The 24,129-nt window shown below is 68.0% G+C and carries 11 protein-coding genes; 6 read left to right on the forward strand and 5 right to left on the reverse strand.

All coding sequences use genetic code 11. The features are described from left to right. Positions 1 to 45 precede the first annotated feature (45 nt). Both ACIA8C_RS21320 and ACIA8C_RS21325 read right to left on the reverse strand, forming a co-directional pair. Complete coding sequence (locus ACIA8C_RS21320) at positions 46 to 1,425, reverse strand: sensor histidine kinase (protein WP_397137190.1); 1,380 nt, start codon at positions 1,423 to 1,425, stop codon at positions 46 to 48. After that, positions 1,415 to 2,089: a response regulator transcription factor gene (locus ACIA8C_RS21325; RefSeq protein ID WP_397137192.1), complete on the reverse strand. Its 675-nt coding sequence runs from the start codon at positions 2,087 to 2,089 to the stop codon at positions 1,415 to 1,417. Before ACIA8C_RS21325 ends, ACIA8C_RS21320 begins: the two co-directional genes overlap by 11 nt. A gap of 90 nt (positions 2,090 to 2,179) precedes the next feature. Between ACIA8C_RS21325 and ACIA8C_RS21330 the strand changes: the two genes are divergently transcribed. Together ACIA8C_RS21330 and ACIA8C_RS21335 are read left to right on the forward strand one after the other, a co-directional pair. Continuing rightward, the gene (locus tag ACIA8C_RS21330) at positions 2,180 to 3,496 is read left to right on the forward strand and encodes a DUF1800 family protein (protein WP_397137194.1); all 1,317 of its coding nucleotides are present in this window, start codon (positions 2,180 to 2,182) and stop codon (positions 3,494 to 3,496) included. An 18-nt stretch (positions 3,497 to 3,514) separates the two neighbouring features. Continuing rightward, a complete protein-coding gene (locus ACIA8C_RS21335) occupies positions 3,515 to 4,708 on the forward strand; it encodes a DUF1501 domain-containing protein (RefSeq protein ID WP_397137196.1) in 1,194 nt (397 codons plus the stop codon). Between the two features lies 1 nt (position 4,709). Here the strand turns inward: ACIA8C_RS21335 and ACIA8C_RS21340 are convergent, their stop codons facing one another. From ACIA8C_RS21340 to ACIA8C_RS21350, 3 genes are all read right to left on the reverse strand, one after another. Then, positions 4,710 to 6,155, reverse strand: a complete 1,446-nt coding sequence (locus ACIA8C_RS21340) for a purine-cytosine permease family protein (protein WP_397137198.1) — start codon at positions 6,153 to 6,155, stop codon at positions 4,710 to 4,712. A gap of 47 nt (positions 6,156 to 6,202) precedes the next feature. Further along, positions 6,203 to 6,895 carry a class I SAM-dependent methyltransferase gene (locus ACIA8C_RS21345; RefSeq protein WP_397137200.1) on the reverse strand — a complete coding sequence of 231 codons (693 nt, stop codon included), beginning with the start codon at positions 6,893 to 6,895 and terminating at the stop codon, positions 6,203 to 6,205. Between the two features lie 94 nt (positions 6,896 to 6,989). After that, the gene (locus ACIA8C_RS21350; protein ID WP_397137202.1) at positions 6,990 to 8,045 is read right to left on the reverse strand and encodes a helix-turn-helix domain-containing protein; all 1,056 of its coding nucleotides are present in this window, start codon (positions 8,043 to 8,045) and stop codon (positions 6,990 to 6,992) included. Between the two features lie 395 nt (positions 8,046 to 8,440). Between ACIA8C_RS21350 and ACIA8C_RS21355 the strand changes: the two genes are divergently transcribed. Genes ACIA8C_RS21355 through ACIA8C_RS21370 form a run of 4 tightly spaced genes read left to right on the forward strand, consistent with a single transcriptional unit; the run spans position 8,441 to position 24,122 of the window. Then, complete coding sequence (locus ACIA8C_RS21355; RefSeq protein ID WP_397137204.1) at positions 8,441 to 9,784, forward strand: lysine N(6)-hydroxylase/L-ornithine N(5)-oxygenase family protein; 1,344 nt, start codon at positions 8,441 to 8,443, stop codon at positions 9,782 to 9,784. A 3-nt stretch (positions 9,785 to 9,787) separates the two neighbouring features. After that, entirely contained in the window at positions 9,788 to 10,945 is a 1,158-nt protein-coding gene (locus ACIA8C_RS21360; protein ID WP_397137206.1) for a cytochrome P450, read from the forward strand. A 41-nt stretch (positions 10,946 to 10,986) separates the two neighbouring features. Continuing rightward, a complete protein-coding gene (locus tag ACIA8C_RS21365; RefSeq protein ID WP_397137208.1) occupies positions 10,987 to 23,367 on the forward strand; it encodes an SDR family NAD(P)-dependent oxidoreductase in 12,381 nt (4,126 codons plus the stop codon). Then, a complete protein-coding gene (locus ACIA8C_RS21370; protein WP_397137210.1) occupies positions 23,367 to 24,122 on the forward strand; it encodes a thioesterase II family protein in 756 nt (251 codons plus the stop codon). The genes ACIA8C_RS21365 and ACIA8C_RS21370 overlap by 1 nt, the downstream gene beginning before the upstream one ends. Positions 24,123 to 24,129 lie beyond the last annotated feature (7 nt).

Here is a 24,129-nt window from a genome sequence, read left to right on the forward strand (position 1 = left end):
ATCTGCCGCCACAACCGCGAGAGCGCCCTATCGGGACCGTTATCTTCAGGCGATCTTCAGCCGTAACACGAATACCGCACCCCGCTGTCCGGTCGGCGGATCGGCGCAGCTCAGGTCGCCGCCATGAGCTCTGGCGATGCCGCGCGCGACGGCGAGTCCGAGGCCAGCGCCGTCTGCGCGGTGTTCGCGTGCCTGGTCGAGGCGCACCAACCGGTCGAAGATCCGGTCGCGTTCGGCGCGCGGCACTCCAGGGCCGGTGTCGCGGACGATCAGTTCGGCGAGGCTGTCCGTACCGCCGATCAGCACTGTCACCGCACCATCGCCTTGAACGGCCTGGCACGCGTTCTCGAGCAGGTTCAGCAGCACCTGACGGATGCGGTCCGGGTCGACGGCCGCGACCACATGATCGCCCGCGAGCTCGAACTCGATATCGGGACGCAGTAGCCGCATTCGATCGACTTCCGCGGCGGCCAGGTCGTACAGATCGGTGCGGGTGTGCCGCAACTGCAGTCCGGCGTCGATCCGGGCCAGCTCGACCAAATCGTCGACCAGGCGTCCGGCGCGCTGAGCCTCACGGACCAACAGCAGTTGCATCTGCTGACGGACCTCGGGGTCGGCGTCCAGCGGCTGCTGCAGAATCGCTTGGGCGATCGCGCGAATCCCGGTGATCGGGGTACGCAACTCGTGCGCGGCGTCGGCGACAAAGGCGCGGATCTGTTCCTCCGAGGCATGCGCCCGTGCTTCGGCACCCTCGAGCGCGTCCAGCATCTCGTCGAAAGCCGTTGCGGTGCGTCCCAATTCGGTATTCGGATGGGAGGGTGACAACCGTCGTCCGCGTCGTCCTTCGGCGATCTCGCCGGCCAGCAGCGTCATCGTATCCAACGGAGCCAGGGCACGCCGGATACCGAACGGCAGCCCGACGACGATCACCAGTAGCGCGGCGGCGGTGGCGCCGATGAGCACCCATGCCAGCTTCGACTGGGCTCCCGCCAGCAGTTTGGTATCGAGCTGCAGCGTCAGTTTCGCGTGGTCCAGTTCGCCATGCCCGGTCAGCAGGACATGTCTGGTCTTCACCGCGGACTGGTCCTCCCGCACCGTGTTCAGGCTGCCGAAGGTACGGCCGTCGGCGAGAATCAGCCGCGCCCGCACCGACCGCGCGTCGATGCGGGTGAGCAGATCCCTGGCCGAGGTGCCCTCTTTCGAGAGTTGCTGTGCCAGCTGAACGCGGTCGGTGAGCACCGCGTTCTGGCTACGGTTCACCGCAACCCCGAACAATCCGTGCACCACCAGCGAAACAAGGATCAGCACCACGGCGAGCACCGCGGCCGTGGTGAACGTGACGCGCCTGCGCAGCGACACCGTCTTCATCGCGCGGCCACCCGGCGGGTGCGCGCGGCCGACCGACGGTGCGAGATCACTGGTCACCGACTCTCAAGGTGTAGCCGAGGCCGCGTACGGTGTGCAGCAGTCGTGGTCCGTGTGCCTCCAGCTTGCGCCGCACCGCACTGACATACACCTCGACCAGGTTCGGGTCGTAGTCCTCGTATCCCCATACGGCGGTGAGTATTTGAGCTTTGGTGACCACGCGATCGCGGTGCGCGGCGAGATAGGCAAGGACCTTCAGCTCGGTCACGGTCAAGGCGATTGTCTCGTTGCCGCGTCGCACCGCACCGGACGCGGCGTCGATGACCAGGTCACCGATCGTGGTCGAGGTCTGCAGCCGTCCCATGCGTCGCAGCAACGCATCGACGCGGGCCACCAGTTCGGCGAGGTCGAATGGTTTGATCACGTAGTCGTCCGAGCCTGCCCGTAGTCCGCGCAGTCGGTCCTCGATGCCGTCGCGGGCGGTCAACATGACCACGCCGGCGCCCGATCGCGCGCGGGTCGTCTCCAGCAGGGCGAATCCGTCACGTCCTGGCAGCATGATGTCGAGCACGACCACATCGGGGCGGAACTGCGCGAGGTCGCGTTCGAGCTGCTCGCCGTGCCCGCGGCTGAGCACCTGGTGTCCGGCCGTGGTCAGCCCCGATTCGACCGCGACCCGGATGGCCTCGGCGTCCTCGATCACAAGTATCCGACCTGGTTGCACACTGTCATTGTTGCGCTCGCGGGCTGAAGATTGCCTGAAAGGTCGCGAGCGAGCGGCTGACGTCGCCGCACCTGGCCGGATACTCGGACCATGGCGACCCAATCGGCACAGTGGATGAGCACCGCGCGGATGCTGCGCCGGGCCGGCTTCGGCGCTACCGGGGCCGAAGTCGACGCCGTGGTGGGGTTGCGGCCGCAGGACTACTTGCGTGCGGCATTGACTGCCGACCCGGACGCGGATCCTGGTGCACGGGCGACTCCGCTACCGGCCTTCACCAAGGTCGCCGCGCCAGGGAAGCAGGCGACGCCAGCGGTCCGAAAGCGATATAACGCCGAACGCAACGATCAGCTCGGCGCCTTGACCGCATGGTGGCTGCGGCGGATGGCCGCTGTCGAGCAGCCGATCCACGAGAAGCTGACCCTGTTGTGGCACAACCACTTCGCGACGTCGGCGACCAAGGTACGCGACGCGACCGCCATGGCCGCGCAGAACCAGAAGTTGCGCACCCTCGGCACCGGCGACTTCGGTGCCCTTGCCTACGCCATGCTCACGGACGCGGCAATGCTCAAATGGCTTGACGGCGTGAGTAATTCGGCGAAGGCGCCCAATGAGAACCTGGCTCGTGAGTTCATGGAATTGTTCGCACTCGGGCACGGCAACGGATACACCGAGACCGACGTGCGAGAAGGAGCCCGCGCGCTGACCGGATGGGCGATCGACGGCAGCGACGAGGTCACGCTCAATCCCAAGCGACACGACTCCGGCCCGAAAACGCTGCTAGGAGTGACGGGGTCACTCGGTGCCCGCGAATTCTGCGATATCGTGCTCGGTCGTGCCGAATCGGCACAGTATGTGGCCCAACGGATGTGGCAGCAGCTCGGCGCCGACGCGCCGCCATCCCGATCGGCGATCGACCGCGCGGTGTCGGCCTACGGACCGGACCGCGACACCGCGAGCATGGTGGTCGCTATCCTCGCCGACGACGAATTCAGCACCGCGCGTGACACCGTCGTGCACGGGCCGGTCGAATGGCTGATCGGCGCGGTGCGTGCGCTGGCGGTGCCCATGGACAGCGAGACCGATGTCAAGAAGCTGATCGGCCTGCTGCGCAACCTCGGGCAGTTGCCGTTCTACCCGCCCTCGGTCGGCGGCTGGCCGCACGGCCAAGCCTGGATGTCTACAGCCGCGGCACAGTTGCGTCTCCTCGCGGCAGCAAGTCTTGTGAAAAACGCCGACCTGAGCCACATTTCGGCCGCCGCGCCGACGGATCGTCTCGACGCGGTCGGATATCAGCTCGGCATCGGCGGCTGGTCGGACCGCAGTGCCGCGGTGCTCATGCCCCTGCGGGCCGATCCGTCCAGGCTGACCACGATCGCCTTGAACACCCCCGAGTACCTGACCAGCTGACCCGAAAGTCACCCAACCATGCCACAATTCACTCGCCGACGGTTCCTCGTCGGCAGCAGCGTACTCGGTGCACTCGGCCTGGCCGGTGGGTCGGTGATCAGCTGGGACGAACTGCACCGAAAGGCGGCGACCTCGCCGCTGGCGACCGGCGCCGGGATTCTGGTCCTGGTGACGATGTACGGCGGCAACGACGGCATCAATACCGTGATTCCGTACGCCGACAACGCCTATCACGACGCGCGGCCGGAATTGTCGTACCAGCCGCAGGACGTGCTGCACCTCGATGGACAGCTCGGACTGAATCCGGCCATGAAGGGCTTCGCCGAGTTGTGGAACAAACAGAACCTCGCGATCATCCGCGGCGTCGGATACCCCCATCCCGACCACAGCCACTTCCGGTCGATGGACATCTGGCAGACAGCGTCGCCCGACAGCCCCGTCGCGACCGGCTGGATCGGCCGCTGGCTCGACGCCACCGGCGACGATCCGGTGCGTGCCGTCAACATCGGCCCGGTACTGCCGCAGCTGGTACTGGGGGAGAAGCATACGGCGGCGGCGCTCGATCCAACCACGACGCCGCTGACACCCGAATTGTCCACGGCCCTGGCCGGACTCGCCGCCACCGACCCGCACGACAGTCCGGCCCAAGCGCAGGTCTGCGCCGGCTATCACGCCGAACAGACTGTGACACAGACATTCTCGTGGCTGGGCACGAAACCGGCCGCGCCCGGCACCAATCCGCTGGCCGCCCAACTCGAACTCGTCGGACGGTGCGTCAAGGCGGGCGTACCGACGCAGGTCTACTCGGTCAGCATGGGTGGCTTCGACACCCATGCTGACGAACGCCGAACCCAGCAACAACTGCTCGGCCGATTCGACCAAGCCGTATCGGCGTTCCTCACCGACATGTCCGGACACCCGCGAGGCCGCGACGTGGTTGTCCTGGCCTACAGCGAATTCGGCCGCCGCGTCCGCGCCAACGCCTCCCAAGGCACCGACCACGGCACTGCCGGTCCGGTGTTCGTCGCGGGCGCCCCCGTCAAAGGCGGCTGGTACGGGGACGAACCCAGCCTCACCGATCTCGACAACGGCGATCTGAAGACCACCGTCGACTTTCGCGACATCTATTCCGAACTGCTGCACCGAGTCATCGCGACTGACCCTGGCCCCGCCGTCGGCGTCGCCCGCCACGAACTGGGTGTGATCACCTGAGTCAGCGGTCCAGTGCATTCCCGGCCGGAGACAGTAGACGCCGGGTTTGCCGAGGCAGAAAAAGGTCGTAGAGGAGGCCGCCGACGATGAAGGCGGCGGGCAGTCCCGGCTTCATCGACGCGAAGGCTTCGAACCAGGCCTGCTCGGTGGGGACAGCGCCGATGGCGGAGGCGAGATGACCGGAGGCGTCCATGACAATGCCGATGACGGTGGCGAGCAGCATCGCGGCGAGGGCGGCGGGGTTGTTTCCCGCACGATTGCCGGTGGCGGGGTAGAGGGCGGTGAGCTGGTAGCCGGTTCGGTGCCGCCGGTAGAAGTCGACCAGGAAGATGGCACACCATGCGGCGAGCGGGATGCCGAGGACGGTGAGGAAGGATTCGAAGCTGGCGAAGAAGCCCGGCGACAGGAAGATGAGATAGCTGCTGGCGAGGACGATCAGCGTCGAGTCGACCGCGATGGCCGCCGGACGGGACACTTTGATGCCGAGGGTGAGCAGGTTGAGACCCGACGAGTAGAGATTGACGACGCCGCTGCCGATGAGTCCGAGGATGGTGGTGAGCAGAAACGGAACGAAGAACCAGGTCGGCAGCGGCAGCACGAGTGCCCCGATCGGGTCTACGGCGGCCCGGGAGGCGAGATCCGGTCTGGCAACGCCGGCGAATACTCCGAAGAACATCAACACGATCGGCGCTATGGCGCCGCCGAGCGTGGTCCAGCCGACCACGCCGCGCGGGTCGGCCCTGGCCGGGAGATAGCGACTGTAGTCGGCGCCGGTCATCACCCACGCCAATCCGCCCGCGGCGATGACGAAGGTGACTCCGGCCAGCAGCGGTCTGCCGCCGTCCGACGGCATGTGGTGGGGCAGACCGACTTTCGGTATGACAAGGCAGCAGTAGCCGATGATCGCGATCGTGATGGCGAGCGTTATCCACTTCTGGGCACGAATCACGAGGTGATAGCCGTAGACGGCGATCACTATCGTTGCGGCACCGGGCAATACGAGGCCGAGCACGAGCAAGGTGGTGTCGCTCGCCTCCGGAATGACCCGGCTGGCAAGTGTTCTGGTCGCCGTCGCCGCGAGGAACAAGGCGATGGCCTCCCAGCCGATGCAAGCCAGGTACGCCACCAGGGTGGGCAGCTTGTTGCCGCTGTAGCCGAAAGTCGCGCGGCTGAGGGTCATCGTCGGCGCCCCGCCCCGGAGACCGGCAAGCGCGACAAATCCCACGAGCGGATAGCCGATCGCGGTGCCGACGACGATCGCGATGAGGGCGTTTTTCCAGGAGAGGCCGAGCGTGAGCACGAGCAGTCCGGAGGAGATGACGAAAGGATTCAGGTTGGCCGCTGCCCAGAGCCAGAAATGATGACGCGGTATACCGGAGCGCTCATCGTCGGCTGTCGATTCGATACCCTTGCGTTCGATCGTCGGTAGCGTGCGGCTACTTGTCATCCTTATCGAACTCCCATGCTTCTCGCGGCCACGCCCGGCCGGTGTGTTTACCCTGGCTTTCGCTCGGCGACCAACAGCAGGAAGGTCGGTCGACGAAAATTATCCCGCCACCAGGGATCGGCGGCTACCTGCTCGGGTGCAGGCCGCGGCTCCTTTATCGCGGTCACGGCGAAGTTGGCCTCGGTCAATGCGGCCAGATAACTTTCCAGCGGACGCATCCAGACCGTGACCTGTGCGGGCGAGGATTCACCAGCTACCCGGAAGTTCTGGGTAAAAGAACGGACCGCGAAGTATTGATCGGACACCGATTCGCCGGTTGTCTCGTCGTCTGTCGGCGTCCGATAAAAGCAGGGGTGCAACATCAGCACGACAAGCCTGCCACCGGGCTTGAGCACGCGCCCGAATTCTTCGAACGCCGGTGCCGGATCGGGCAGATCATTGACGAGGTGATTGCAGACAACGCAGTCGAAAGTCGCGTTGTCCAGCGGTAACGCCGCCACGCTTCCGTGGTGGTAAACGATGTCGCGACCCTCTTGGTCGGCCGCGCCGCGTGCCGCCTCGACCAGTTCGGCGCACGCGTCGATGCCGACGACCCGTGCATTACCGCCATCGAGTATGCGGGACAAATAGCCTTCGCCACACCCCGCGTCGAGCACCCGTTGGCCGCTGCGCTCACCCACCGCCGACAGCACCGCGCGATCGGTCAGATCGGTTCGGTATCGGTCGCGTCGCTCGCGCATGATTCGCGTCCAGAATTCGGCATTCTGCCGGTAACTCCGACCATCCAAGGTTTCTGTACCTATTTCCATCTCGCTCCGCGGTCGGCAGCCCATATCACACAGTTTCCAGCTGACTCAGCAGAGCGGGCGCCATCTTTTTGGTGGCGACCGTACTGCCTACCTCCATACGGCCTCGCAATTCGTTCCGGATTTCTCCGGCACGCAGTCCCAATGTCGGATCACGCTGCAGCATGAGCGGGATCGCGACACTGACCAGATAATGGAGATAGGCATCGTTGGAATTGCCGATCTCCTGGACGAGGCTGTCCGCAAAATTTCGCAACAGCAGCGACCGGGGGACCGAAAAATCGGTGGTCACCGGCGCATCTCGGGTGTAGGTGGGGAATGCCCATGATTCGAGTATGGATAACAAAGTGTTCTGTTCGACATCTTTGCTGTAGCGTAGTGCCTCGTCGGTATCTCCGGTTTGGATGATCCAGCCCATCACCCCGCTACGATAAGGCATGACGGATCGCCGGTCCAGCGTTTTGGATTCGAAATCACGCATCAAGACCCCGGTGGCCTTGGCGCTATGGTGGACGAACGTCGCGTGCGCGATTATAGCGTGAAAGGAATTGCCGCGCTCGGCCAATCGCTCGGACATCTCCGACGATTTCCCGAGTAGCGGATTGGCATCGACTATGAGGCTGATGTTCGCGTCGGTATTCCAGATGAAACCGAGAGCCTGGTCCTGCTCCCGGCCCCAGAATCGGGCCAGGCACGCGGCGGCATTGCGATCGTCACCGCGCATGATGTAGAGGGCGGCCTCCAGCACGCTGCTGACCCACTGCTCCGGCAGGTGTTCCATGGCGACCAGATAGCGGAAGGTGTCCTCGCGGACCTGAAGGCCCTCCTGCGCGAGGCTGTCGATCAGCTCGCGCCGTCGCCGGGTGAGCGCGTAGTCGACCAGTAGTTCCGCGACGCCGGGCACCACGCCGATGATGGCCTGCAACGTGCGCCCCCTGATGCGATCGAGCCACTTGGGTTCGGTCCACAATCGACTCACGGTGCTTTCATCGAGCCCGGCAAGGACCGCCACATCCGCGATGGTCATGCCCACGTCACCGGCGATTTCGGCCAACGTCTTAGAACTCGATGCCTTGGAACTCAAGCCGAACTCCCCTCGACCGTCTGGTGCGTCACTCGCCAACGAACACCACTAGCTTGCCTCAGAACTCGCTGACAGTCCTGCTCGCACCCCGACGGGTAAAGAGGTCACCAAGAGCCGGACGCCGCCGACGATGGGTCGTGCCGCGCGTCCGACTGGCAAACTACGTCTAGGCGTACCCGCCGCTCGGGGGCGCAAAACGTGCCGGCGCTGCGCAAGGGATCTGGTGCTCGGCGACGCGGATGTCCTGTCCACAGGACGTAATTCGACCGACGACACCGATCACGCGCCTGGGCCTTGAATGAATTCTGGGGCGAGCTTAGCGTGGCAATACGTTTATCAGTCGCGATACCGTTTCGGCTCGGCGGCCATCTATTCGAGAGTTGGTTGAGCACTTGTTGTCTGGAATATCCGGGGGAATTCCTATCGGCCCCCCATCGTCGGAGACCTACGATACGGTCGGCATCGGTTTCGGCCCGTCCGGCCTTGCGCTGGCCATCGCGCTGGAAGAACAGCGTTGCGCGGCACCGGCAACCCCGGCCACCGTCGCCTTTTTCGAACGTAAGCCCGCATTCGGCTGGCACCGGAACATGCTGCTGCCATCGACGAAGATGCAGGTTTCGTTTCTCAAAGACCTTGCCACGTTTCGCAATCCGACCTCGCGGTTCAGCTTCGTTTCCTATCTGCATGCGAAGGGCAGGCTTGCGCAATTCGTGAACAATCAGGATTTCTATCCGACCCGCCGTGAGTTCCACGACTATCTGGAGTGGGCCGCGGCGATGGTGGCCGACCGCGTCACCTATGGGGTGGACGTCACCGCGGTGCGGCTACCCGCGGGCGATCAGCGCGCCGGGCACCTCGAGGTGGTGGTCCGTGATCGCGAGGAATACCGAGTGGTGAATGCCCGCAACGTGGTTATCTCGACCGGGCTGGTGCCTGCCATGCCGCCGGGGATCGAACGCGGCCAACGAGTCTGGCACAGTTCGGAATTCATCGAGCGTTTCGACAGCTGCGATCCTCGGGACCTGCGGCGGGTAGTGGTGGCGGGGGCCGGGCAGAGCGCGGCCGAGATCACTCGATACCTCTACGACGCGCTGCCGGACGCCGACGTCTACGCCGTCATCCCGTCCTACGGATACTCGATCGCCGACAGCACGCCGTTCGCGAATCAGGTGTTCGATCCGAACGCGGTCGATGATTACTACTTCGGCACCGACGAGTCGCGGGACGTGTTCTGGCGGTACCACCGCAATACCAACTATTCGGTGGTCGACGACGACGTGATCAGGGATCTGTTCCGGCGCGCCTACGACGACGAGGTCAGCCATGCGGAGCGGCTGCGGTTTCTGCGGTTGTCGAGGGTCTCCGGCATCCAGCGCAATGGCGTCGGTGCCCGGCTTTCGGTGCGGTCGCTGCTCGACGACACGACCCGCGGACTCGATGCCGATCTGCTGGTCTGCGCGACCGGTTACCGGCCGATGCAACCGTCGGGGCTGCTGCGCGAGCTGGACGGTCAGCTGCATCGCGACGGCGACGGCAGCTATCGGGTCGGCCGGGACTACCGGCTGATCGGCGATCTCGAGCTGCCCGGCGGGATCTATCTCCAGGGCGGCACCGAACAATCCCACGGGTTGTCGGCGTCATTGCTGTCCAATATCGCCGTGCGCAGTGGCGAGATCGCCGAATCCATGCTGAGTCGACGGGTAGGTCAGGAACTCGTCGCCATCGATCTCGGGAGCTGATCCATGTCCATCGTCGCGTCCCGGCTCGGCCTCGGCCCGCTGCCCGCGTTCCTCGATCCGACCTCGCCTCGGCCGGCGCTGCGGGTGCCGGTGACCGGCGGTGCGCACATGTGGTTGGTCACCGAGTACGCGCTCGGCCGAATGGTTTTGTCCGACAAGCGGTTCAGCCGGGCCGCGGCGGCGCGGCCGGAGGCGCCGAAATGGCAGGCGGTCAATCCGTCGCCGAATTCGATCATGAGCATGGACGGCGCCGAGCACGCCAGACTGCGCCGGATCGCCGCGTCCGCCTTCACCGCCAAGCGGGTGGCCGATCTTGCCCCGTTCATCGAGCGGACCGCCGCCGAACTGCTGGATGCGGTCGCGGCCGGTGCGCGCCCGGCCGACCTGGTTTCCGGGTACACCGCACCGCTGCCGGTGGCCACCCTCGGTGCGCTGCTCGGGGTGCCCGCCGCGGATCGCCCGCGCTTCGAGGACTCGGTCGTCGCGCTGTTCGGCGTGGCCGACCCGGTTCCCGACGGCGAAATCCACCGCGCCAGACACGAATTGATTCTGGTCGACTACATGTCCGCACTGATCAGCCGGAAGCGCAGGGAACCGAAGGACGATTTCCTGAGCGTGCTGATCCGCGCCAATGACGGCGGCACGCTGTCGCAGGCCGAACTGATCAACTTCGGCCTCGCGCTGCTGATGGCCGGATACGAGACCACCGCGGGTCAGCTGAGCATGTCGGTGCTCGCGCTGCTGTCCGGCGGGGCGGCCCGGGACGCGTTGGACGAGAAGACCATCGAGGAGTTGATCCGCACCACACCGACCACGCCGGTGAGCTTCCCTCGGGTGGCTGTCGAGGATGTGTCGTTGGGGGAGACGGTGATTCGCGCGGGTGAGGCGGTGATCGTGTCGCTGCTGCACTGCAACCACGACGACAGCGTGTTCGCCGAGCCGGACCCGGTCGGCGGGCGGCGCCCGGCCCAGCACCTCACCTTCGGACACGGCGTGCATCACTGTCTCGGTGCTCCGCTGGCCCGATTGCAGCTGAGAATCGCCCTGCCCAGGCTGTGGCAACGGTTTCCGGGGCTGCGGCTGGCCGAAGGAGCCGGGTCGGTGCGGTGGAAGGACGGCCTGGTGACCCGCGGCCTGGCCCGGCTCGATGTCACATGCTGAGCGGGAAATCACAAGGAACGCAAGGAAGTCGAGGAGATCGGGTGACTGACGTCGTACGGGCGGCCGAGTTACGCGAGGCGGTGCTGGCCGAGGTCGCCGCGCTGCTGGACGGCGCGTTCGACGCGTCGGCCACCTTCGCGGACTTGGGCATCGATTCACTGATGGCGACGCGGCTGCGCAACCGGCTGGTCGCGGCCACCGGCGTGCGGCTACCGGTCGCGGTGGTGTTCGATCACCCGACGCCCGCCGCACTGAGTGCACACCTGGCCGCGCAGGGCGCCGCGGTGGCGGCGGCCGAAACGGCGGACCCGCCGATGAGCGATGAACCGGTCGCGATCGTGGCGATGGCGTGCCGGTATCCGGGCGGGGTCCGGTCGCCGGAGGATTTGTGGCGCTTGGTGATCGAGGGCGTCGACGCGGTGTCGGAGTTTCCGGACAATCGGGGCTGGAACCTCACGACCCTGTTCGACGAGTCGGGCGGCGCGGGGACGAGTCAGCAGCGGGCGGCCGGTTTCCTGTCCGAGGCCGATCGCTTCGACGCGGGGTTCTTCGGCCTGACACCGCGCGAGGCGCTGGCCATGGATCCGCAGCAGCGGTTGGTGCTCGAGTGCGTGTGGGAGACCTTCGAGCGTGCCGGTGTCGATCCGACGTCGTTGCGCGGCAGTCGAACCGGGGTGTTCGTCGGCGCGATGGCCCAGGAGTACGGGCCACGCTGGATGGCGGCGGGGGAGTCGGGCGGATACGCGTTCACCGGCAATACCGCCAGCGTGCTGTCGGGGCGGGTGGCCTATACCTTCGGTTTCGAGGGGCCCGCGGTCACGCTGGATACCGCGTGCTCGTCCTCGCTGGTTGCCATCCACACCGCCCGTCGCGCATTGCAGACGGGGGACTGCGAACTGGCGGTCGCCGGTGGGGTGACGGTGATGTCGTCGGCGGGCATGTTCACCGAATTCTCCCGGCTCGGCGCACTGTCGGCGGACGGCCGCTGCCGGGCGTTCGCGGCGGCGGCCGACGGTTTCGGCCTCGGCGAAGGGGCCGGTGTCGTGCTGCTGGAACGACTGTCGGACGCGGTGCGGGCCGGGCATCCGGTGCTCGCGGTGCTGCGCGGGTCGGCGATCAATCAAGACGGCGCGAGCAACGGGCTCACCGCGCCGAGCGGCCCGGCTCAGCGGCGCCTCATCCAGCAGGCCCTTCGGTCGGGCGGCGTGACCGCGGCGGAGGTGGACGCCGTCGAGGCGCACGGCACCGGGACCACACTGGGCGACCCGATCGAGGCCGAAGCACTGCTGGCCACCTACGGACGGGAACGGGAGCGGCCACTGTGGCTCGGGTCGCTGAAATCCAATATCGGGCATGCCCAGGCGGCCGCCGGTGTCGGCGGGGTCATCAAGATGGTGCTGGCGCTGCGCCACGAGCTGTTACCGCCGACCCTGCACGTGAACGAGCCGACGCCGCACGTGGATTGGGCGTCCGGCGCGATTCGCCTGCTGACCGAACCGGTCGCCTGGCCACGGCAAGAGCGGCCGCGGCTGGCCGGGGTGTCCTCGTTCGGGGTGTCCGGCACCAACGCGCACGCCATCGTGGCACAAGCGCCAGTCGCCAAGGCTGCCACGGCACGGGCGCGGCTGCCGCTGCTTGTGTCGGCGAAAACAGAAGCGGCTCTACGGGATCAGGCACAGCAGGTGCGCGCTCTGCTGGCGAACCGGCCGGATATCGACACCGCCGAGGTGGCAACGGCTTTGGCGACCACCCGGACGCACTTCGCGCATCGCGCGGTCATCACCGATACCGAGGACCCGCGCGAGCTGCTTCGCGTGCTGGCCGACGGAGATACCGATCCACGCGTACTGACCGGCGCGGCCGAGGAGAACGGCCGCACGGTCTTCGTCTTTCCGGGCCAGGGCGCGCAATGGCAGCAGATGGGCCGCCGATTGGCCGCCGCCTCACCAGTTTTCGCGAGTCACCTGCGGGCGTGCGCGGACGCGTTGCGCCCCCATATCGGCTGCGACGTGGTCGAGGTGCTGGAACGTGAGCAAGCCGACGAGCTGGCCCGCGTCGAGCTCGTGCAGCCGATCCTGTTCGCGGTCATGGTGAGCCTGGCGCGCTGGTGGCAGGCGTACGGGGTGCAACCGGACGCGGTGATCGGGCATTCGCAGGGCGAGATCGCCGCCGCGCATATCGCGGGCGCCTTGAGCTTGGCCGATGCGGCGTTCGTCAGTGCGGTGCGGGCCAAGGCGCTGACCAGTCTGTCCGGCACCGGGACCATGGGGTCGGTGCCGCTGCCGCACGAGCAGGTGCGCGCGGCGCTCGCCGGCCACCCCGGCGTGTACGTCGCGTGCGTGAACAGCCCACTGCAGACGGTTGTTTCGGGAGATCGGGCTACCGTCGAGGAGCTGATCGGGCACTGGCAGGACGCGGGTGTGCACGCCAAAGCTATTGCGGTGGACTACGCCTCGCACTGCCCGCACGTGGACGGTATTCGCGACGAACTGCTGAGCGCGTTGGCTCAGGTGACGCCGATGCCGTCGACGGTGGCGTTCCATTCCTCGGTGTACGGCAAGGCGATCGACACCACCGAGCTGACGGCGGAGTACTGGTGGCGGAATCTGCGCGAGCCGGTTCAACTGGACGCGACCGTCCGTGGGCTGCTTGCCTCCGGGCATCGCACCTTCATCGAGACGAGCCCGCATCCGGTGCTGACCATCGCGGTCGAGCAGATCGCCGAAACCGTGCCCGATATCCGGGTAGCCTCGCTGGCCACGATGCACCGGGATCGGGACACGCTCGCGGACAGCTACGAAACGCTCGGCCACGCGTACCGCGCGGGCCGATCCATCGATTGGGCAGCGGTGCACCGCGATCTGTCGGGTGCGCTGGCGCGGACGGTCTTCGTGTTTCCCGGCCACGGCTCGCAGTGGGTCGGCATGGGGCGCGAGTTGTACTCGACCGCACCGATTTTCGCGCGATGCGTGCGAGAGTGCGCGGACGCGCTCGGCGCCCACCTCGACTGGGACGTGCTGGACATGCTGCGGCACGGGCAGATCGAGGACTTCGAGCGCGACGAGATCGTGCAGCCGCTGATGTTCGCGGTCATGGTCGCTCTGGCGCGCATGTGGCAGGCGCACGGCGTGCAACCCGATGCGGTGGCCGGTCATTCGATCGGCGAGATCGTGGCGGCGCATATCGCGGGCGCGCTGACCTTGGCCGACGCGGCGGCGGTCAGCGCGGCGATGGCAAAGGCCATGGGCAGCGTCGACGGAACCATGGGGACGGTGCCGTTGCCCGAGGATCAGGTGCGTCAGCGGTTGGCCGACTACCCGGAGGTGTCGGTCGGTTGTCTGAACAGCCCGACACAGACCGTCGTGTCGGGTCCACGCTCGATGGTGGCGGAGTTGGTCGCGCGATGGCGCGCCGAGGGGGTGAGCGCCAGGACGGTGGCGATCAATTGCGCGGCGCACTCCCCGCATCTCGATGTCGCGCGCGACGACCTACTCGCGGCGTTGGCGGGCGTGACTCCCCGTCCGTCGGCGATCCCGTTCTACTCGTCGGTGGTCGGCGAGCGCATCGATACCACCCGGCTGACGGCCGAGTACTGGTGGCGTAACCTGCGCAGGCCGGTGCGGTGGGCGGCGGCGGTGCGCGAACTGGTCGTGGACGGGCACAGCCGGTTCATCGAGATCGGCGCCCATCCGGTGCTGACCGTCACCGTCGAGCAGACCGCCGAAACCGTGCCGGGGAGCCGAGTCGGTACCGTTGCGACCGCGCATCGGGGGCGGGCCGGGCTCGACGATTTCTACGCCGCGCTCAGCAGCGCCGACGCGGTGGAGATTCCGGCGGCCACGGTGCCGCACGTCGAGCTGCCCACGTATCCGTTTCAGCGGCAACGGTTCTGGCTCAACGAGCCGAGCCAGCGGGCGCAGGGCCATCCGCTGTTGCCATCCCACACCGCGCCCGCCGGGCGCGATGAATTCATTTGGGGCGGCACCATCGAGGTCGATGGCCAGCCGTGGCTTCGCGATCACGTCGTGGATGAGACGGTGCTGCTGCCGGGGACGCTTTTCCTGGCCGCGGCCACGCATGCGGCGACCGCCATCGGGTACGCGGGCGTCGACGAACTTACTCTCCAGGCATCGGCGGTGTTCGACGGTCCGCTGGAACTGCAAGTCATGGTCGCGGCGCCCGACGAGGGCGGCAGGCGTGCGCTGACCGTGCATACCCGGTCCGCCACGAAGGAGTCGGGCGTCGGCGAGGCATGGCGAACGAATGCGATAGGTCAACTGTCGCACCAGGATACGAACACGCCTGACCCTGCGCCCGAGGTGTGGCCACCGGCCGGGCAGCCGGTCGCTGTCGAGGATATCTACGACGCGCTGGCAGATCTCGGCTACGCGTACGGCCCGGCCTTTCAAGGAATCCGGGGTGTTTGGCGGGCGGAGCGCACGGTTTATCTGTCGCTCGCGCTGCCCGAGGGTGTCGAAACACGGGGCTACGACGTGCATCCGGCCTTGCTCGATGCGGCGATTCAGGTGGCCGCGTTGGACGCCGCGACCTCGGCCGGGCGAATATGCCTGCCCTTCAATTGGTCCGGGGTGCGGGTGGCCGCGACGGCGTCGACCACGCTGCGTGCTCGTCTTACGTTCGCCCGCGACGACATGGTGTCGGTCGCGGTATGGGACGAGCAGGGTCGTCCGGTGGTCACCGGCGACGAGCTGACCCTGCGGCCACTGCCCGCCCAGCCCGCTGCTCGCTCGGCGGAGGTCGTGCGGCGCAACCTTTTCCGAGTCGGCTGGGAAACGCTGCCGACGGCGCCGGGAACTGCGCTGCGCGATATCGTCGTCGTCGGCGACCCGGTGGGTCTTGCGGAGCTGGCCGATGTCACGACCGTCGCGGACCTGGCCGCCCTTGGCGATCTGATCGACGCCGGTGCGATACGGGTGCCGCGGACCGTGCTGATGTCGCTGGTCAGCGCCGAGTTGCCCGAAAAGATGTCGACCGCAACGCTTCCCGCGGACACCAGGGCGCAATTGCACACCGCCCTTCGCACGATTCAGCAGTTTCTGGCCGACCAACGGTTCGCGCAAAGCCAGCTGATGTTGCTGACCAGCCGGGCTGTCGGCGTGGTCGATGAACCCCTCGACCTCCGGCGAGCGCCGCTGTGGGGACTTGTTCGGTCCGCGCAATCGGAGCACCCCGACCGCTTCGTCCTGCTCGACGTGGACGAATCCAGCACCGGGGCCGCGCTCGCCAGGGCCATCGACAGCGGCGAGCCTGAACTCGCAGTTCGCGAAAACCAGGTTCTGGTACCACGATTGGGCCGATATCAGCCCACCGCGGATCGCACGCCACCGTTCGACCGCGATACCAGTGTCCTCATCACCGGCGGCTTGGGTGCGCTCGGCGTGCTTGTCGCCAAGCACCTCGCCCGGCGCCACGGCGTGCGTCGGCTGATCCTGGTCGGGCGTGGCGGGCCGGACAGCCCGCATGCCGACCGGGTGGTCGCCGAACTCGCGGAGCTCGGCGCGACGGCCGAGGTGCACGCCTGCGATGTGGCGGACCGGAACGCGTTGGCGCGGTTGCTGTCCGAGGTGGGTGCGCGCGGTCCGCTCGGCGCGGTCGTGCACGCGGCAGGCGTGCTGCGGGACGCGACGGTGCAGCGACTGACGCCAGAGCTGCTCGACGACGTCCTGCGGCCGAAGGTGACCGCCGCCTGGAACCTGCACGAACTCACCAGGGATCTGCCGCTGCGCGCGTTCATCCTGTTCTCGTCGATCGCCGCCACCCTCGGCAATGCCGGTCAGGCGAATTACGCGGCGGCCAATACCTTCCTCGACGCGCTGGCACAGCACCGTCGCCACCTCGGCCTGCCCGCCGGTTCCGCCGCGTGGGGCGTGTGGGGGGTCGACGACGGAATGGTCGCCGGGCTCGGCGAGGCGGATCTGCGCAGGCTGGCCCGCGCCGGATGGCTGCCGCTCAGCCCGCAGGACGGGCTCGACCTCTTCGATGCCGCCGCGGCGGCCGAGCTACCGGCGGTGGTCGCGGCTCGGTTCGATCTCGCGGCGCTGCGGCAGCGCCGAGCGCTACGGCCGATCTTCGCCGGGCTGGTCCGACGTTCCGCGCGGCACCGAGGTGGCGTCGGCGCCGACAACTCCGCATGGGTGCGCCGCGTCCTGGAGCACCCGGCCGACCGGCGCGCGGCGGTGGTGCAGCGGGCGGTACTCGCCGAGGCCGCGACCGTGGCGGGTGGCGAGCTGGCCGACCCGGCGGTGTCGTTCCGGGACTCGGGCTTCGGTTCACTGATGGCGGTGGAGTTGCGCAATCGACTGGCCTCGGTGACCGGTCTGCGGCTGTCGTCGACGGTGGTGTTCGACTACCCGACTCCGGCCGGGTTGAGCGAACACCTGCTGTCGCTGATCGGCGACGCGCCGGTCACGGCGACGGAATCAGCGGCAGCTCAGGAGAATACGCCGCCATCCGAGGATCCGATCGTGATTGTCGCGATGGCCTGCCGCTACCCGGGTGGCGTGCGCTCGCCGGAGGATCTGTGGCGGCTGGTGGCCGACGGGGTCGACGCGGTCGGGGAATTCCCGGCCGATCGAGGCTGGGACCTGAGCACCCTCTTCGATGACGGAATCGGCTCGAGTTCGGCGCGGCAAGGCGGTTTCGTCGACGGGGTCGACCGGTTCGACGCGGCGTTCTTCGGTGTGTCACCGCGCGAAGCGGCGGCCATGGACCCGCAGCAGCGTCTCGTCCTGGAAACGGCGTGGGAGGTGCTGGAACGTGCCGACATCGTGCCGGAGACATTGCGCGGGACGCAGACCGGTGTGTTCATCGGCGCGGTCGCCAGCGATTACGGGCCGCGCCTGCACGAACCGACCCGGGAGTCCGCCGGATATCTGTTGACCGGCACGTCCGGGAGTGTGCTTTCGGGCCGAGTCGCCTATTCGCTCGGCTTGGAGGGCCCGGCGATCACCGTGGATACGGCATGCTCCTCCTCGCTGGTGGCGCTGCATCTGGCCGCCCAGGCGCTGCGGTCGGGCGAATGCTCGCTGGCCATGGCCGGCGGCGTGACGATCATGTCGTCGCCGGGTCTGTTCGCCGAGTTCTCCCGGCAGCAGGGTTTGGCGGCCGACGGCCGATGCCGGGCCTTCGCCGCCGACGCCGACGGTACCGGGTGGGGCGAAGGCGTCGGCCTCCTGCTAGTCGAAAAGCTCTCGCGGGCACAGCGTTTCGGACACCCGGTGCTTGCCGTGCTGCGGGGCTCGGCGATCAATCAGGATGGCGCGAGCAACGGCCTGACCGCACCGAACGGGCTGTCGCAGCAGCGCGTCATCGCACAGGCACTCACGTCGGGCGGACTACGCGCCGCCGACGTTGACGTCGTGGAAGCGCACGGCACCGGCACCCGACTCGGTGACCCGATCGAGGCGCAAGCCCTACAGGCCGCCTACGGGCGCGACCGGGACCGGCCGCTGTGGCTCGGCTCGCTGAAATCCAATATCGGGCACGCGCAGGCGGCGGCCGGGGTCGGTGGCGTCATCAAAATGGTGCTGGCACTGCGGCATCGACTGCTGCCCAAGACCTTGCACGTCGGCGCGCCGACCCCGCAGGTGGACTGGGCGGCCGCGCCGGTGCGGCTGCTCACCGAACCGGTGGCCTGGACCGGCGCGGAACGGGTGCGCCGGGCCGCGGTCTCGTCGTTCGGCATTTCCGGCACCAACGCGCACGTGCTCATCGAGCAGGCGCCGCACGCCGACGTCCCGCGCGCGGATGGCCAACGGCCGTCGGTTCCGCTGCCGATATTGTTGTCCGCCAAAACAGATTCGGCGTTGCGGGACCAGGCCCGGCGGTTGCGCGACCTGCTCGGCGCGCGACCGGACATCGACATGGCCGATGTGGCAACGACATTGGCGACGGCCCGGACCCACTTCCCCCATCGAGTGGCGCTCACCGCCGCCGACCGCGCCGAACTCGTCGAGCAACTGGCTGCGCTGAGCGAACACGGCGCCGGTGAACCGCCGATTCGCGGCAACCGGCGCACCGCGGTAACCGTCATGTTCGCCGGGCAGGGCACGCAACGACCAGGGATGGGCGCGGAACTCTACGCGGAGTTCCCCGCCTTCGCCGAGGCGTTCGACCTGGCCTGTGCGGCATTCGACCCGCACTTGGACCATCGCCTCGCGGATATTGTCTTCGCCGAGAAGGATTCGGCCGCGGCGAAGCTGCTGCGCGATACCGCCTACGCGCAGCCCGCACTGTTCGCCCTCGAGGTCGCGCTCTATAGCCTTGGGCACGCATGGGGGCTGCGACCGGACACGGTCATCGGCCACTCGATCGGGGAACTGGTGGCCGCCCACGTGGCCGGCGTGCTGACCCTCGAGGACGCTGCGACACTGGTCGCGGCGCGCGGCAAGCTGATGGGAGCTGCGCCTGGGTCCGGCGCCATGGTGTCGGTCCGGGCTGGAATGGCCGTCGTGCAACAGGCTTTGGCCGAGGCGGCCGACCGGGCCGATATCGCGGCCGTCAACGGGGACCGGTCCATCGTCATCTCCGGCGCGGCCGATGTGGTCGCCGATATCGCACAGCGGTTGGGGGAGCAGGGTTTCCAGACCTCGACGCTCGACGTGAGTCACGCTTTCCACTCCGCGCTGATGGATCCCGTTGTCGGCGACTTCGAACGCGTCGCCGCGGGCCTGACTTATCAACCGCCGCAGCTGCGGATCATCTCCAATGTCACCGGCCGGGTGGTCGGCGGCGCCGAGCCGATGGATGCTGGGTACTGGGTGCGGCAGCTGCGGGAGCCGGTGCTGTTCGGCGCGGGCATCCGCGCGGCCGAGGCGGCCGGCGCCACCGGATTCGTCGAGATCGGGCCGGACGGCACCCTGTCCGGGTTGGCCACGGCCGCATTGCGGGATCACGACGCGGTCATTGTGCCGTTGCAACGTCGCGACCGACCGCAGGCCCGCACACTGCTCGCCGCGATCGCGCACGCGCATATCGCCGGGATCGCTATCGATTGGCAGCAGGTGGTCGCAGGCTGGCACGGGCGGCGAATTCCGTTGCCGACCTATCCATTCCAGGGCAGTCGATACTGGCTGGAGCCCGGCTCCGCGCCCGCGCGTGGTCCGCGCCGGCATCCGATTCTCGGTGCCGCCGTTGATGTTCCCGACACCGATCGGATCGTCTGGACCGGCGAGGTATCGCTGCGGGATCACCCGTGGCTGTCCGCCCACGTGGTCGGGGGACGGGTGATCCTGCCCGGCTCGGTGTATGTGGACCTGGCCGACCATGCCGCCACCGCGACCTGCTGCCACGGGGTGGCCGAGCTTGCCATCGAACGGCCGCTGCCGATTTCGCCGAGCGAGACCGTGCCACTGCGGGTCGTCGTGCACGGCGATGCCACGAAAGCCATTGCCATCTACGCGAAGTCGGATGCCGACTGGGTGCGGCACGCGAGCGGCACCCTGGCCGCCGTCGCCACACCGCCGCCCGACGCCGACGCCGCGTGGCAACCGGATTCGGTTCCGGTAAGCCGCGACGACATCTATCGCGGGCTCGCCGCGCACGGCCTGGCCTACGGTGCGGAGCTGCGGGCCGTCGCCGCGATGTGGCGCAGCGGCACCGACATCTGTGCCGAGGTCGAACTGCCTGGACTCTGGCCGCCGGATTCGTACGGACTGCATCCGGCCCTGTTGGATGCCGCGCTGCACGCTATCGAGGCCGCCGAGGTGATCTGGTCGGCCAGCGCCGGTGTGGTCCGGCTGCCATTCGTGTGGACCGGCTATCACCGGTATGCCCGCGTCACCGGGAAGATCCGCGTCCGGATCGCGCGGCGCGGGCCCGACGACTACCGGCTGGAATTGCGTGACCACACGAATTCCATTGTGGCGACGATCGATTCGCTGGTTCTCGCGCCCGCGGCCGGACTACCTGGCCGACCGGCGACGGCCGCGCTGCGCGAGTGGGCCTGCACACCCGTCGCGGCGAGCGCCGACCCCGGCAGCCCGCCGCGGGCCGTGGTGATCACCAAATCCGGCGGTGACGCGGTCGCCAGGCTCGGCGAAGCGCTGCGGGCCGAAATCCACGCCGACGTGACCGGGCTGCTCTCGGCACTCGGCGACAATGGCCGCGGCCTGCCCGACCGCATCGTGGTGCCGTACGCCGTCGACGGCCGGGCGGTGACGGAGCTGCTCACCGATCTGCGCGAGCAGGTCGAGCAGGTGCTCGCCGCACCGGAATTGGCCCACTGCCGCATCATCGTCCTCACCCGCGACGCGCTGGCGACCGGTACCGGCGCAACCAGGGTGGTGCCCGCGGCCCGCGCGGCATGGGGTCTGATTCGGGCACTGCGCGGCGAGCACGGGCGGCTGGCGCTGGTCGACGAGGACGGTGGCGCGGCCTCGGCGGGTGCGCTCGCCGCGGCTGTCGGCAGCACGGAACCTGAGCTGATCCTGCGCGACGGGCAGTCCTACCGCGCTGAGCTTGTCGACTATTCCGGTGCGGCACTGGAGATTCCGTCGGATCCGTACTGGCGGCTCGACTATGCCGGTGTCGGATCCCCGGATAACATCCGTCCGGTCGTCGCACCGTCATCAGGCCGCCGATTGCGACCCGACGAGGTTCGGGTCGCCGTGCACACCGTCGGATTGAACTTCCGCGACGTGCTGACCACCCTGGGTGTGGTCTCGCCGCGCGCGGGCACGCCGGCGGATTCGGTCGTGCAGAACGTCGAGGGAGCCGGCGTGGTCCTGGCGATCGGGGCGGAGGTGGACCGGCTTCGCGTCGGCGATCGGGTGATGGGCCTGTTCGATGTGATGAGCCCGGTTGCGGTCGGCGATCACCGGCTGCTGACCCGGGTACCCGACGGCTGGTCGTTCGCCGAGGCCGCCTCGGTGCCGATCGCCTTCCTCACCGCCTACTACGGCCTGCACAGGCTGGCCGCGCTGACCGCGGGGGAGCGCGTCCTGGTGCACACCGCCACCGGAGCCGTCGGGATGGCGGCCATCCAGGTGGCTCGTCATCTGGGTGCGGACGTCTACGCCACGGCGAGTCCGGGCAAGTGGGAAACCCTGCGCGCATGGCAGATACCCGACGATCACATCGCCTCGTCCAGGGACGGCGGCTTCGAGGACCGGTTCCGGGCGAACTCACCTGGGCATCCGGCCGTCGACGTGGTGCTGAACTCCCTGGCCGGTCCGTTGACAGACGCCTCGCTGCGCCTGCTTGCCCCTGGTGGCCGGTTCCTGGACATGGGTAAGACAGACGCCCGTGACCCGAGGGAGGTCGCCGCCCGCTACGACGGTGTCACCTACGCGCAATTCGACATTCGCGACCCGGGACCAGACGGTGTCCGTGCCGTGCTCGACGAACTGATCGACCTGTTCGACGCCGGGGTCCTCACGCCGATTCCGACCACGGTCCGGCATGTCACCGAGGCGCCGCAGGTGTTCCGCCACATGGCCGAGGCGCGGCATATCGGCAAACTGGTACTGCGCATGCGGGATTGGCGAGCCGATCGAGCGGTGCTGCTCACCGACGGGCCGGGCGCGCCGTCGATCGCGCGCCATCTCATCGGCGCGCACGGGGTGCGAACCCTCGTGCTCGTCGGCGACGCCGACCCGGATCTGGTCCAGGAACTGCGCGCGCAAGGCGCCCGAATCATCACTCGCAGCGGTGATCTGGGTAGCCGGTCGGCGGTGGCGAGGCTGCTGGCCGAGCTCGATCGGGATGGCATCCGGCTCGGTGGCATCGTGCACACGGTCGGCGCGAATGGCATCGAAACAGACTCGTCAACAGTGGGTTTCGACAGCGCCTGGCAATCGAAGGCGCTTGCGGCGGCGCACTTGGACGAATTGACGAAGCCGCTCGACCTGTCGGCGTTCGTCATTGCCACGTCCAGCCCGGGGCCTGCCGTCCATGCGGCCGTGAACGGTTACCTGGACGGCCTTGCCCAACTGCGTAATACGCGATCCCAACCGGGCGTTGCGATCACCTGGGAACCATCCGGCGAGGCGATCGCCGAGGACCTCCTGGTGCGCTTGTTCGATCGTGCGGTCGCCCGCGGCACCGGCGCCCTGGTCGCGTCGGACACCAGCGTGATCGCCCCACCCATCGCGGCACCGGAAGTTACCGTGGCCGAGGCGAAATTCGTTGCTGCCCAGAGTGACTCGGCGGATGGGCTACTCCGGCTGGTCCGTACCGCCGCGGCCGAGGTGCTCGGCATGCGAGCGCCGGACGCGATCGAACCAGGGTCACAATTCCGGGAACTGGGCCTCGACTCCCTCGGCGCCATCGAGTTGCGCGACAAGGTATCGCAGGCCACCGGCGTGCCACTGCCCGCGACGCTGATCTTCGACTTCCCGACCCCGCAGGATCTGGTCGATCACCTGCGTAGCCAGCCGACCGGCGCAGAAGGGACAGCGTGATGCGTGACAACGGATGGACCACCGTCTTCCATCGGAAACCGGACGCACGATATCGGGTGCTGTACTTCCCGCACGCCGGGGGTTCGGCCGGTTCCGCGATGCCGCTGTCGGTGGCCGCGCCACCGGAGGTCGAGATCGTCGCGATCCAGTATCCCGGCAGGCAGTGGCGGCAGGCCGAACCGGCGGCCACCGATATCGTGGCGATGGCGCGCGAGGTCGCCGGGGCACTGACGACCCTGGACGACAAACCCAGCGTGATCCTCGGCCACAGCATGGGGGCGATCGTCGGTTTCGAGGTCACCCGGCTGCTCGAGATCGCCGAACCAGGCTTGGTCACCCGGCTTTTCGCCTCCGGCAGCAATGCGCCGTCGCGCCCGCGCCGGCTGCTGTTCAGCGCGGGTGCGAGCGACGACGAGCTGATCGAGGAGCTGCGGCTGATGGGCGGCACCGTCGACGCGTTGTTCGCCGACCCGGATGTGTTGCGGCTCAGCCTGTCCGCGCTGCGCGACGACTATCAGGCGATGGCGGCCTACCGCTGTGCACCGGATACCGCGGTTTCGGTGCCGATCACCGCACTGCTCGGCCGCGACGACCCGGCCACCGACCACGCCGATGCCGCTGCGTGGCAGGCGCATACGAACGACAGCTTCGCCATGCGCGAATTCCCCGGCGGCCATTTCTATCTCGGCCAGTGCCGACACGACGTGCTCGACGCTGTCGGCGATCATTTCGCGCTGCTGGCCGGCGCCGAGTAGCGGGAGA

The sequence above is a fragment of the Nocardia sp. NPDC051321 genome, from assembly GCF_044455225.1.
GTDB lineage: Bacteria > Actinomycetota > Actinomycetes > Mycobacteriales > Mycobacteriaceae > Nocardia.